The sequence below is a fragment of the Prevotella sp. P4-98 genome, assembly GCF_002251405.1.
GTDB lineage: Bacteria > Bacteroidota > Bacteroidia > Bacteroidales > Bacteroidaceae > Prevotella.
Map to the genome: position 1 here is coordinate 50,959 of NZ_NPJC01000082.1, position 12,790 is coordinate 63,748.

Here is a 12,790-nt window from a genome sequence, read left to right on the forward strand (position 1 = left end):
ATGAAACAGAAAACTTTGAAAGGCAGTTTCTCCCTCTTCGGAAAAGGACTGCACACCGGTCTGAACCTCACCGTGACTTTCAATCCTGCTCCAGAGAATACAGGATATAAAATCCAGCGTATCGACCTTGAAGGGGAGCCTGTCATCGATGCCATTGCAGAGAATGTCGTTGACACCCAGCGTGGCACGGTTCTTGCTAAAGGAGAAGCCCGCGTAAGTACCGTAGAGCATGGTCTTGCCGCCCTTTACGCCTTAGGCATCGACAACTGTCGTATTCAGGTGAATGGTCCTGAATTTCCTATTCTCGACGGAAGTGCTATACAGTATGTCAACAAAATCAACGAAGTGGGCATTGAGGAACAGAATGCGCCGAAAGACTATTACATCATCCGCAAGAAGATTGAGGTAAAAGATGAGCAAAGCGGCTCTACCATCACCATTCTGCCTGACGAAGAATTTTCACTCACAGCCATGTGCTCGTTTGAGTCGAAGTTCATCAACTCTCAGTTTGCAACCCTCGAAAAGATTGAAGCTTTCCCCACAGAGATTGCTGCAGCACGTACCTTCGTCTTTGTAAGAGACATACAGCCCCTGCTTCAAGCTAATCTGATTAAAGGCGGCGACATGGACAATGCCATCGTTATCTATGAGAGAAAGATTAGTCAAGAGCAACTCGACCAACTGGCAGACATGCTTCAGGTGCCCCACCTTAACGCAGAGGATTTAGGATATATTCAGCACAAGCCATTGGTATGGGAGAATGAATGTACACGCCACAAATTGCTTGACATCATCGGCGATATGGCTCTCATCGGCAAACCCATCAAGGGACGTATCATAGCTACCCGTCCAGGCCATACCATCAACAACAAGTTTGCCCGTCAGATGCGCAAGGAGATTCGCAAGCACGAAATCCAAGCTCCTATCTACGATCCCAACGACGAACCGGTGATGGACATCAACAAGATTCGTGAATTGCTGCCCCATCGTTATCCCATGCAACTGGTTGATAAGGTTATCGCCTTAGGAGCCAGCAGCATTGTCGGAGTGAAGAATGTGACAAGCAACGAACCTTTCTTCCAAGGCCACTTCCCCGAAGAACCCGTCATGCCTGGCGTGTTACAGATTGAAGCCATGGCACAATGTGGCGGTCTGCTAGTACTCAACACACTGGAAGAACCTGAGCGCTGGTCCACATATTTCATGCGTATTGACGATGTAAAATTCCGCCAGAAGGTAGTACCGGGCGACACGTTGCTGTTCAAAGTTGACCTGTTGGCACCTGTACGCCACGGTATTTCCAGCATGAAGGGATACATCTTCGTGGGTGATCACGTGGTAGCAGAAGCCACCTTTACCGCACAAATAGTAAAAAACAAATAATAACATCACGGTGTCTGCATACACAAACATATGCAGACCCTCTTAATTTTATAATATATGAATCAGATTCATCCTATGGCTATCGTTGATCCCGAGGCCAAACTCGGTGACAACAATGTGATTGGACCTTTCTGTGTCATTGACAAGAATGTTATCATTGGCGATAACAACAAGCTCTACAACGGAGTCACACTACACTATGGTACACGTTTGGGCAACGGTAATGAGATTTTCCCTGGCGCATCAATCTCCACCAAACCTCAGGATTTGAAATTCAAAGGTGAAGATACAACCTGTGAGATTGGCGACAACAACTCTATCCGCGAGAACGTTACCATCAGCCGTGGTACTGCCTCAAAAGGAAAGACCGTTGTAGGCAACGGCAATCTGTTGATGGAGAATATGCATATCGGTCATGACTGTGAGATTGGCAACGGTTGTATCATTGGTAACTCTACCAAATTTGCAGGCGAAGTCATCGTTGACGACTTTGCCATCATCTCTGCATGCTGCCTGTTCCACCAGTTTATCCATATCGGAAGCTATATCATGTTCCAAGGCGGCTCACGTACCAGCCAGGATATTCCTCCTTTCGTGATTGCAGGTAAGGAACCTGTACGCTATGCTGGCGTCAATCTGATCGGCCTGCGTCGTCGTGGATTCTCCAACGAGACCATCGAGGCCATTCACGACAGCTATCGCATCATCTACTCTAAGGGAATCCTCAAAGAGGGTGTTGCAGAGGCACGTGCCAAATATCCCGACTCAAAAGAGGTCGATTATATCTGCTCATTCATAGAGAACTCCAAGCGTGGAGTAATCCGCTAATATGCATACGTTGATTGTCGTCACCGGTCCTACGGCAGTGGGAAAAACCGCATTGACCATACGTTTGGCCAATCATTTAGGTATTCCCATCATCAATGCCGACTCCCGTCAGATATACCGGGAGATGAGAATCGGTACAGCATCACCGAGCATAGAGCAGCAACAACAAGCACATCATTATTTTGTAGGCACCAAGAGTATTGCAGACTATTATAATGCCTCTATGTATGAGCAGGAAGTGATGCAATTACTCCAAGACGACCATCATCCTTATGCACTCCTATCGGGAGGAAGCATGATGTATATAGATGCTGTCTGCAATGGTATTGACGATATTCCTACCATACGTGATGACGTCAGAAAGGAGATGAAACGTCGTTATACAGAAGAAGGTCTTGAGGCTTTATGTGAAGACCTCAAACGTCTGGACCCAGAACACTATGAGATAGTAGATAAGCAAAACTATCGACGCGTGATACACGCATTAGAAATCTGCTATCAGACAGGGAAGACCTACACATCATTTAGAACACAAGAAAAAAAACAAAGACCCTTCCGTATTATCAAGATAGGACTGAACAGAGACCGTGAACAACTCTATCAACGGATCAACGCGAGAGTTGACGAAATGATGCAGCAAGGATTTTTAGAAGAAGCTGCTGCACTCCGTGAATACCGACATCTCAACGCACTCAATACCGTTGGCTATAAGGAACTGTTTGACTATATGGATGGGCGCTGGTCATTAGAAGAAGCCATAGAGCGTATCAAGGGTAACACCCGTCGTTATGCTCGTAAGCAATTGACCTGGTATAAACGTGACGAAGCCATGAGATGGTTTCATCCTGAAGAAGAAAAAGACATTTTGAAGTATATTGATAATCTATGAAAGAGAGAATCGTTGAGTTTACAGCAAAAGCACGTCAGTGGCTCAAGAAATCATGGCTATGGTATAAAAGCTTGTATCAGGGACGTGCCTGGTACGTGAAAGGTGGTGTAGGATTTGCCTCGTTAATTATAGCCTTCATCTTCTACCTCATCATGGTAGATGTCAATTTTCTGTGGCTCTTCGGCAAGTCACCGTCCTTGAGAGCTATTATGCACCCAAAAACCATACAAGCATCAGAACTATACAGTGCTGACGGTGTCATGATTGGTAAGTATTTCAGCGAAAACAGAACCCCTGTTGCCTACGAAGAGATTAACCCTGTATTCTGGAAAGCTTTGATAGACACAGAAGACGAACGTTTCTACCATCATTTCGGTATTGACTTCCAGGGCGTTTTTGCAGCAGCAAAAGACTTTGTGGTTCACCATGATGCTCGTGGTGCCTCAACCATCACCCAACAGTTGGTGAAAAATATGTTCCGTGTTCGTACTGAGTATTCCACAGGTCTGTTGGGCAACATCCCTGGTGTAAAAATGCTCATCATGAAAAGTAAGGAATGGATTACCGCTGTGAAGATTGAGATGTTTTTCGATAAAAAAGACATCCTCACCATGTATGCTAATACAGTGGATTTTGGGTCCAATGCATACGGCATCAAAACTGCAGCAAAAACATATTTCGGTACCACACCAAAGGAATTGACCCCTGAACAGGCTGCTATTCTTGTCGGTCTGCTCAAGGCTACAACCTATTATAATCCCCGAACCAATCCCGACAATTCCTTCAAACGTCGTAATGTGGTACTCGACAACATGCGTCGACACAAGGATCTGACACGTGAAGCTTACGACACCCTTTCCAAGAAACCTATCCAACTCGACTATAGTGTGGAGAACAATTACGATGGACAGGCACAGTATTTCCGTGAGGCCGTTGCTGATGAACTTCACGACTGGTGTAAGGACAATGATATTGATCTCTACAGAGACGGTTTGAAGATTTACACCACTATTGATACGCGTATGCAGAAATACGCAGAACAGGCTGCAAAGCGACAGATGCGTATCATCCAACGTAACTTCAACAACCACTGGTCTGGCCAGAACCCATGGCAGGATGAGCGCCATCAGGAAATTCCTAATTTCATTGAAGATCTTGCCAAAAAATTGCCTTATTACAAATATCTGAGTCAACGATACGACAATAATACCGATTCTATCAACTACTATCTGAACCTTCCACACCCTGTGAAGTTGTTTGATTACGACGAAGGCATCATCGAGAAAAATATCTCAACGCTCGACTCCATCCGTTATATGGAACATTTCATGCACTGTGGATTCGTTGCAATGGAACCCGAGACGGGTCACGTAAAAGCATGGGTCGGTGACCTCGATTTCAAAACATGGAAGTACGACAAGGTGAAGTCGATGCGTCAACCAGGTTCTACGTTTAAGCTCTTTGTCTATGCTGAGGCCATGAACCAAGGTATTACTCCTTGTGACACACGTGAGGACTCCTATTTCTCTATGAAAGTCTTCGACAGCAAGAAAAACGAAGAAGTATTATGGGCCCCAACCAATGCCAACGGACGTTTCTCCGGTGCTAATGTCACGCTGAAACAGGCTTTCGCCATGAGTATCAACTCTATTGCTGTCAAACTCGGCCAAGAATGTGGTATTCCCAATATTGTAAAAACCGCACACGATATGGGTATAAAAAGTAAGTTGGATGCTACCCCTGCACTCGCCTTGGGTAGTAGCGATGTCAACCTCCTTGAACTCGTCAATGCATATTGTACACCGGTCAATGACGGTAAAACACACAACCCCGTCCTTGTCACCCGTATCGTAGATCGCGACGGCAAAGAAATCTATACTGCTCCTGAAGAGGAGAAACAAGTATTGACCTACAAGAGTGCTTTTCTCCTCCAACAATTGCTGCAGGGCGGTATGCAAGGAACAAGTTCTGCATTGGGACGCTGGACCAACCAATTTGCTCGTGATACAGATTTCGGCGGTAAGACTGGTACTTCTAACAACCATTCCGACGCATGGTTTGTTGGTGTTTCCCCACATCTCGTTGTCGGAGCATGGGTAGGCGGTGAATACCGTTGTATCCACTTCCGTACTGGAGCATTAGGTCAAGGGTCCAAGACAGCTCTTCCCATCTGTGGAGACTTCTTAGAACAGGTTCTTGGAGACCCTGCATTCAAAATGTATCGTGCTAAATTCGACAAACCACACGATACCGACATCACCATGCAAATGTATAGTTGCGGTGGCTATTTCAAAGAGCCTGCCGATTCAGACTCTATTGCCAGTGATAGTATCCAGCATATCGAACTGGAACAGCCCAATGAGAATGCTGTTGATCCTGCTGCTCCTGTTACGCCATCACCTGATGGTAACCAACACGGAACGCCCTCCCAACCGAAGGCTGCAGAGGAGCCCAAACATACGGAAATTTAATATTGCAAGACCTTTAACAGACCTTCTGTATTGAAATCGTCTATAGACACTACCAATGCGGAGTGGCAATCGGCACTCCAGATTGTCAACTTTACCCGTCGCTCGCTTTTCCTTACTGGGAAGGCAGGCACGGGTAAATCTACTTTTCTGCGTTATGTGTCTGAACATACAAAGAAGAAACACGTCATCCTCGCACCAACAGGTATTGCTGCCATCAACGCAGGAGGACAGACAATCCATAGTTTCTTCAAACTCCCTTTCCACCCGCTTCTTCCCAACGACAGCCGGTATGATGCACGCCATATCCGCAAAAGTTTGAAATATAGCGGAGACACGATCAAGATGTTGCGTGAGTTGGAACTCATCATCATCGATGAAATATCGATGGTTCGTTCTGATATCATCGACTTCATTGACAAAGTATTGCGCATCTACTGCCACAATATGCGTGAGCCATTCGGAGGCAAACAACTCTTACTCGTTGGCGATATCTTCCAGTTACAGCCTGTGGTGAAGTCTGACGAATGGCAACTCATGCAACCATTCTATGCTTCTGCCTATTTCTTCTCTGCCTCCGTTTGGCAAAAGATGGATCTCGTTAGCATAGAATTACGGAAAGTATATCGGCAAAAGGATGAAGATTTCATCCACATACTGGACCGAATCAGAAGCAATACCACAACGGATCATGACCTGCGAATCATCAATCAACGACTGGGGGCTTCTTTCCATAACAGCCAAGATGAAATGGCTATTACCTTGACTACCCGTCGAGATACTGCTGAACACATCAACAACGAACAACTGGCAGCTCTTGAAGGCAAAGCTACCGTCTTCAACGGAAAAGTCCTTGGAGAATTTCCTGAGAGTTCCTACCCTGCCCCTATTGCGCTTGAGGTGAAACCTGGCGCACAGGTGATCTTTATCAAGAACGACAAAGAACACCGATGGGTCAATGGTACCTTAGGGGTTGTCGTCGCCCTTGACGAAGAAGAAGGTATCATCACCATTTGCGACGAGACTGGTCATGAGCACGACGTAGAACGTGCCATTTGGGAAAATATGCGCTATACCTTCAATGAGAAGGAACAGAAGATAGAAGAGGAATTGCTCGGTTCATTCATCCAGTTTCCAATCCGACTGGCATGGGCCATTACCGTTCATAAGAGTCAAGGACTTACCTTCCGTCATGTGCGTATCGATTTCACAGGAGGCGCATTTGCCGGCGGACAAGCCTATGTGGCATTAAGCCGATGCACCTCCCTGCAAGGCATTTGTTTAGAGTCGCCACTTCGTCGCAGCGACATCTTTGTCAAACCCGAAGTAATCGCGTTCGCTCAGCGATACAATAACAGCAGCCTCATCAACAAAGCCCTCCATGAGAGTAAAGCCGACTACGAATACAGGGAGGCCATGAGTGCTTTCGACGAACGCGATTTTCAAGCATTTCTGAAACATTTCTTCATCGCCATCCATAGTCGTTACGACATCGAACGGCCTGCTGCACAACGACTCATCCGCAGAAAACTCGCTGTCATCACCCAACTGGAAGAACAACGGCAGGAGGCTATCAACAAACTACATGATCGTGATGAGATGCTCAAACGCTTGGCTGTAGAATATGTCTCATTGGGACGTGAATGTGAGAAAGAACACATGACAGATGCCGCCATCCGTAACTATGAGAAAGCGCTTGAACTATACCCTGAGGCTCATGAAGCTAGCCGACGTATCAAAGTATTGAAGAAGAAGAAATAAAATAACGTGGACCGGTAAGTGTGATACAAAAAAAAAACAAATGAACTATGCAACATACAGACATCATATTCCCTTTAGCAAAAATCAATCTCGGCCTCAATGTCGTAGAGCGCAGACCTGATGGATATCACAACCTTCAGACCGTGTTCTATCCAGTCCCTATCATGGATGCTCTTGAAGTGTCTGAGATGAACGATGCCTTTCCATCTACCGTTGACTGCGACCTGAAGGTGACTGGTATTGACGTAGAAGGTGACGAACAACGCAATCTGGTGGTGCGCGCCTACCATCTGTTGAAAGATGAGTTTCCAACATTGCCACGACTGCACACCCACCTCTACAAAGGCATTCCTACACAGGCTGGAATGGGTGGAGGATCAAGTGACTGTGCTGCCATGCTGACTCTGCTGAACAGAATGGGAAATCTCAACCTCACAGCGTCACAACTCATAGAACGGGCTGCAAGACTTGGAGCCGACTGTCCGTTTTTCATTCTCAACAAACCTGCTTATGCGGAAGGGATTGGCGAACGGTTACGTCCTATCTCATTGGATTTGAAAGGATGGTATCTCTGTGTGGTACGCCCCAATATCCCTGTATCCACACGTGAAGCGTTTGCTCATATCACCCCACGTCATCCTGAACATTGTTGCCTTGATATCGTTTCGCAACCTGTGGAAACATGGCGCGACCTACTGGTCAACGATTTCGAATATAGTGTCTTTCGTGCACACCCACAGTTGGCTGCCGTCAAAAAGCAACTCTACAACCTTGGTGCAGTCTATGCAGCAATGAGCGGTAGCGGTAGCGCCCTTTTCGGTCTTTTCCGTAGGCCTGTCAGTTTTCCATGCACCTCACCCGATACATTCACCACTTGTCTGCAACTCTAAAATGAATAAACAATAATACAAAGCTTATGATTGATACCATTAGACAAAACGAGATTCTCGAACTGATGAAACGAGAGATTGTACCCGCCGTTGGATGCACAGAACCTATGGCAGTAGCCCTTTGTGTGGCACGTGCCACAGAACTCCTTGGTAGAACTCCCGACCATATCAATGTCCTACTCAGTGCTAACATTCTAAAAAATGCTATGGGAGTAGGAATTCCCGGCACGGGTATGATTGGTTTACCCATTGCCATTGCTTTGGGTGCGCTGATTGGCTGTTCTGACTATCAACTCGAGGTCTTGAAAGACCTTGATGCACAGTCTCTTGAACTCGGCAAACAATATGTCAAGGACAACCATATCAACATCGGTCTCAAGGCTGACGCTTGCGATAAACTATACATCGAGGTAGAATGTAGTTCCGACGATTCTTCCCTACCTCATCATGCCACAGCCATCATCTCAGGCGACCATACCAATATCGACTATCAGGCAACGGATGACAAAGTCCTTGTTGACCACCGCAAGCCTGCTACATCGGAAGAGGGTGAAGAACACGTCTCCTTGACCATGCAGACAGTCTATGACTTTTCCATCTCTGCTCCCATAGACGAACTCCGTTTTATTCTGCAAACAAAAGAGTATAACATGCGTGCGGCTGCCGAAGCTGTCAAAGGCAATTATGGTCATTGTTTAGGTAAGACGATGGACCGTCCACTCAGCCATGGCATTTTTGGCAATACCATGTTTTCCCATATCATCTCCAAGACAGCCTCTGCTTGTGACGCTCGTATGGGAGGTGCTATGATTCCCGTAATGAGTAACAGCGGTTCGGGCAATCAGGGAATCTGTGCCACCAATCCTGTTGTAGTATTTGCTGAGGAGAATGAGAATACCGAGGAAGAACTCATCCGTGCCTTAACGTTAAGTCACCTCACCGCCATCTATATCAAACAAAGTCTCGGCAGACTGAGTGCCCTCTGCGGTTGTGTTGTGGCCAGTATCGGTTCCAGTTGCGGTATTACTTACCTCATGGGCGGCCAATATGCGGATATCTGCCACTCCGTGAAGAATATGATAGCCAACTTAACAGGAATGATTTGCGACGGAGCAAAACCCAGTTGTTCATTAAAGATCTGCTCTGGTGTTTCCACAGCATTACTCTCTGCCCTATTGGCTCGCGAAGGCAAGCATGTCACCGAAGCAGAAGGTATTATAGACCATGATGTGGATTGTTCTATCCGCAACCTGACGAGTATCGGCAAGGAAGCGATGTGTGCTACCGATGAAATGGTATTGACTATCATGACCAACAAATCATAACGTACGATACGACGATTGTCGCTTATCAGTCGGTATAAAACCCAACAAGACTGGCCTATCATGAAGGTCAGTCTTGTTGTTTTATTGATATCGTATAAGACTGGTTGTCAGATATATCTTCATCTGCAATCGGTCATCAGAATGGGACATCAACTATGTTTGATTTCTATGTCACGTCGCACGTTGTCTCTGATTTTTGTTAGATACGCTTTCATACCCACAGCATCACGATTGTCGATAATCTCTAGCAACTCTTTCAACTCTGTACGAATCTGAGCCACCTGATCATGGGTATAGGGATTGAAAAGGATTTCCTGCAATAGGTAATCATCTTCGTTGAGAACCCCTTGAGCAATCTTCATGTGACGCTTGAACGTTGTTCCTGGCGCATCCTGATGTTTCATAACGGCAGCAAAGACGAAGGTTGAAACAAATGGGATAGAGAGGGAGTAAGCAACTGTTCTGTCGTGTTCGTCAAATGAATACTCATAGATATTCAGTCCCAGTTTCTGATAGAGGTCCTTGAAGAAGATGCGTCCCATATAGTCACCTTCGTTGATGATAATGGCATTTTCCTCTGACAACTGCTGCAGATTGGCAAATGTAGGTCCAAACATCGGATGTGTAGAAACATAAGGATGATCTGTCTTTTCATAGAAGTCTTTCAGACCTGTTTTAACCGATGAAATATCACTGATAATACAGTCCTTCGGGAGGAAAGGCATCACCTCTTCAAATGCCGCGATAGTATATTTCACGGTAACGGCATTGATGACGAGTTCAGGTTTAAACTGTCTGATTTCCTCTAAATCAGCAAAGCGCTGACAGTTATAGGTAAACCGCATTCGCTTGGCATCTTTTTCATAGACCGCCACTTCATGGTCAAAGCTAAGCAGGTCTATGAAGAAGCTCCCCATCTTTCCTGCCCCTAATACGAGTATTTTCATTTGTTGATGATTTCTATCTGTTGTCTTACTGATTCTTCGTGAATGTTTTCAAATACCTTGGCAACAAACTCTGGTGCCATGCCGCAGAGTGCACCTTGTGCACCTCGTTTGTCGAGGATTTCGTTATAACGTGATGTCTGAAGTACGGTCATGTTGTGTTCTTTCTTGTAGTGACCTATCTCACGGCAGACACGCATACGTTTTGAGAGCATTTCCATGAGCTGGTTGTCTATCTCGTCAATCTGCTTGCGGAGTTGTACGATACCCTCTGTGGTGACAGTTTCATCACGTATAACGAGCAACGAGAGGATGTAGTCAAGGACATCGGGAGTCACCTGCTGTTTAGCGTCGCTCCATGCCTTGTCTGGATCGCAATGGCTTTCTACAATCAGTCCGTCAAAACCAAGGTCCATGGCTTGTTGACAGAGCGGAGCAATCAGTTCGCGTCGTCCTCCGATATGACTGGGGTCGTTGATGATAGGAAGATCGGGAATGCGTCTGTGCAGCTCGATAGGAATCTGCCACGTGGGCAAGTTACGGTAAATCTTATTGTCGTAGCTTGAGAATCCGCGATGAATGGCTCCGAGCCTCTTGATGCCTGCAAGATTGAGGCGTTCCAGTGCTCCTATCCATAATTCGAGATCTGGGTTGGTTGGATTTTTCACCAATACGGGCACGTCTGTACCTTTCAACGCATCTGCGAGGGCTTGCATGGCAAAGGGGTTTGCTGTGGTTCTTGCTCCTACCCACAACACGTCGATACCATATTTCAGAGCGAGTTCCACATGTTCTGGCGTTGCAACTTCTGTGGCAGTCAACATGCCTGTTTCCTTTTTCACCTGTTGCATCCATGGCAACGCTTTTTCTCCGTTACCCTCAAATCCTCCTGGCTTTGTTCTGGGTTTCCATATTCCTGCACGAAACATGTGGCATCCGTAATTGGCCAGTTGTCGTGCTGTGGTCATCACCTGCTCTTCTGTCTCTGCACTACAAGGTCCTGCAATGACGAAGGGACGTTCGTTGTCACTCGGAAGTCTCAAAGGTTCTAATTCCAATTCCATAATATCTTGTTTTTGTTTTTATCTGTTATTTATTATTTACTGCTAAATAGCTTATTTTCTCATCATTTCTGCAATACGTGTTAGTGCCTCCTGTAGCTTTTCCTCTTTGGCACAGAGGGAGATGCGAATATAACGTTTGCCGTTGGATCCAAAGATGAATCCTGGTGTAATGAATACCCGTGCATCATGGAGTACCTTTTCTGTCAACTGTTCCACATCATCATACTGATCAGGTATTTTTCCCCACAGAAACATTCCTACCTGATGGGGATCGTAACTGCAATGGAGCGTTTCCATAATCTGCTCTGCATAGTGTCGGCGACGGCGATAGGTGTCGATATTTGCCTCTTGATGCCATTCGTCGCTATTGTCGTAGGCTGTTGCGGCAGCCAGTTGCAGTCCTCTGAATGTTCCACTGTCTACATTACTCTTCACCTTCAGAATCCATGATATAAACTGAGCGTTGGTAGCACAGAGTCCTACGCGCCATCCTGGCATATTGTGTGATTTCGACATGGAGTTGAACTCGATACAACAGTCTTTTGCTCCCTCTACCTGAAGAATTGAGAGGTGTTCTTCATTGAGGATAAAGGAATAGGGATTGTCGTTGACCACTACGATATGGTGTTTCTTGGCAAAGTCAACCAGTCTTTCATAGGTTTCGCGCCTTGCATTTCCTCCTGTGGGCATATTGGGATAATTGGTCCACATGAGTTTCACCTTGCTGAGGTCCATCTGCTCCAGTTCGTCGAAATCCGGTTGCCATCCATTGGCCTCCACAAGATTGTAGTTGACCACCTTTGCTCCAAGGAGTTTGCTCAGCGAGGTATAGGTAGGATAACCTGGATTGGGTACGAGGACTTCATCGCCAGGATTGACGAAGGCGAGCGTCACATGGAGAATGCCCTCTTTCGAACCGATGAGTGGCAATACTTCAGTTTGAGGATTGAGTTGCACTCCATACCATCTATTATAGAATCCTGCCATCGCCTGTCTTAGTTCTGGCGTTCCCATGGTCGGTTGATAGCCATGCGCGTCTGGCTGTTTGGCCACCTCACAGAGCTTGTCAATAGTCTGTGGTGACGGGGGCATATCCGGACTTCCAATGGCAAGGCTGATAATATCCATACCTTGTGCGTTGAGTGCAGCCACTTCTTTGAGTTTTCGGCTGAAATAGTATTCACTAACGAGTGTAAGTCTGTCTGCTGGTTGTATCATGACGTGTTATTGTTATTGTT

The 12,790-nt window shown here is 46.2% G+C and carries 10 protein-coding genes; 7 read left to right on the forward strand and 3 right to left on the reverse strand.

The genetic code is table 11. From position 1 onward, the window contains the following. The 7 genes from CIK96_RS12405 to CIK96_RS12435 are packed head-to-tail and all read left to right on the forward strand — an operon-like array spanning nt 1 to nt 9,544. On the forward strand, nt 1-1,383 hold the full coding sequence (locus CIK96_RS12405) for a bifunctional UDP-3-O-[3-hydroxymyristoyl] N-acetylglucosamine deacetylase/3-hydroxyacyl-ACP dehydratase (protein WP_094391660.1): 1,383 nt from the start codon (nt 1-3) through the stop codon (nt 1,381-1,383). A 57-nt stretch (nt 1,384-1,440) separates the two neighbouring features. Continuing rightward, entirely contained in the window at nt 1,441-2,211 is a 771-nt protein-coding gene (gene lpxA, locus CIK96_RS12410; RefSeq protein WP_094391659.1) for an acyl-ACP--UDP-N-acetylglucosamine O-acyltransferase, read from the forward strand. A 1-nt stretch (nt 2,212) separates the two neighbouring features. Then, on the forward strand, nt 2,213-3,100 hold the full coding sequence (gene miaA / locus CIK96_RS12415; RefSeq protein WP_094440758.1) for a tRNA (adenosine(37)-N6)-dimethylallyltransferase MiaA: 888 nt from the start codon (nt 2,213-2,215) through the stop codon (nt 3,098-3,100). Beyond that, nucleotides 3,097-5,571, forward strand: a complete 2,475-nt coding sequence (locus CIK96_RS12420; RefSeq protein ID WP_094440759.1) for a transglycosylase domain-containing protein — start codon at nt 3,097-3,099, stop codon at nt 5,569-5,571. Before miaA ends, CIK96_RS12420 begins: the two co-directional genes overlap by 4 nt. A 30-nt stretch (nt 5,572-5,601) precedes the next feature. Beyond that, nucleotides 5,602-7,329: an AAA family ATPase gene (locus CIK96_RS12425; RefSeq protein ID WP_094440760.1), complete on the forward strand. Its 1,728-nt coding sequence runs from the start codon at nt 5,602-5,604 to the stop codon at nt 7,327-7,329. A gap of 47 nt (nt 7,330-7,376) precedes the next feature. Continuing rightward, nucleotides 7,377-8,219, forward strand: coding sequence for a 4-(cytidine 5'-diphospho)-2-C-methyl-D-erythritol kinase (gene ispE / locus CIK96_RS12430; RefSeq protein ID WP_094440761.1), 843 nt, complete (start codon nt 7,377-7,379; stop codon nt 8,217-8,219). 26 nt (nt 8,220-8,245) lie between these two features. Beyond that, entirely contained in the window at nt 8,246-9,544 is a 1,299-nt protein-coding gene (locus tag CIK96_RS12435) for a serine dehydratase subunit alpha family protein (protein ID WP_094440762.1), read from the forward strand. 149 nt (nt 9,545-9,693) lie between these two features. Here CIK96_RS12435 and CIK96_RS12440 read toward each other — a convergent pair whose 3' ends face one another. Genes CIK96_RS12440 through CIK96_RS12450 form a run of 3 tightly spaced genes read right to left on the reverse strand, consistent with a single transcriptional unit; the run spans nt 9,694 to nt 12,770 of the window. Next, nucleotides 9,694-10,491 carry a prephenate dehydrogenase/arogenate dehydrogenase family protein gene (locus CIK96_RS12440; RefSeq protein WP_094440763.1) on the reverse strand — a complete coding sequence of 266 codons (798 nt, stop codon included), beginning with the start codon at nt 10,489-10,491 and terminating at the stop codon, nt 9,694-9,696. Next, complete coding sequence (locus CIK96_RS12445) at nt 10,488-11,552, reverse strand: bifunctional 3-deoxy-7-phosphoheptulonate synthase/chorismate mutase type II (protein WP_094440764.1); 1,065 nt, start codon at nt 11,550-11,552, stop codon at nt 10,488-10,490. The genes CIK96_RS12440 and CIK96_RS12445 overlap by 4 nt, the downstream gene beginning before the upstream one ends. Before the next feature lie 51 nt (nt 11,553-11,603). Then, complete coding sequence (locus CIK96_RS12450) at nt 11,604-12,770, reverse strand: pyridoxal phosphate-dependent aminotransferase (protein ID WP_094440765.1); 1,167 nt, start codon at nt 12,768-12,770, stop codon at nt 11,604-11,606. Nucleotides 12,771-12,790 lie beyond the last annotated feature (20 nt).

Excerpts from the sequence above, each read along its gene's own strand:
- CIK96_RS12405 (WP_094391660.1), top strand. The coding sequence starts at position 1 with ATGAAACAGAAAACTTTGAAAGGCAGTTTCTCCCTCTTCGGAAAAGGA.
- lpxA (WP_094391659.1), top strand. The coding sequence starts at position 1,441 with ATGAATCAGATTCATCCTATGGCTATCGTTGATCCCGAGGCCAAACTC.
- miaA (WP_094440758.1), top strand. The coding sequence starts at position 2,213 with ATGCATACGTTGATTGTCGTCACCGGTCCTACGGCAGTGGGAAAAACC.
- CIK96_RS12420 (WP_094440759.1), top strand. The coding sequence starts at position 3,097 with ATGAAAGAGAGAATCGTTGAGTTTACAGCAAAAGCACGTCAGTGGCTC.
- ispE (WP_094440761.1), top strand. The coding sequence starts at position 7,377 with ATGCAACATACAGACATCATATTCCCTTTAGCAAAAATCAATCTCGGC.
- CIK96_RS12435 (WP_094440762.1), top strand. The coding sequence starts at position 8,246 with ATGATTGATACCATTAGACAAAACGAGATTCTCGAACTGATGAAACGA.
- CIK96_RS12440 (WP_094440763.1), bottom strand. The coding sequence starts at position 10,491 with ATGAAAATACTCGTATTAGGGGCAGGAAAGATGGGGAGCTTCTTCATA.
- CIK96_RS12445 (WP_094440764.1), bottom strand. The coding sequence starts at position 11,552 with ATGGAATTGGAATTAGAACCTTTGAGACTTCCGAGTGACAACGAACGT.
- CIK96_RS12450 (WP_094440765.1), bottom strand. The coding sequence starts at position 12,770 with ATGATACAACCAGCAGACAGACTTACACTCGTTAGTGAATACTATTTC.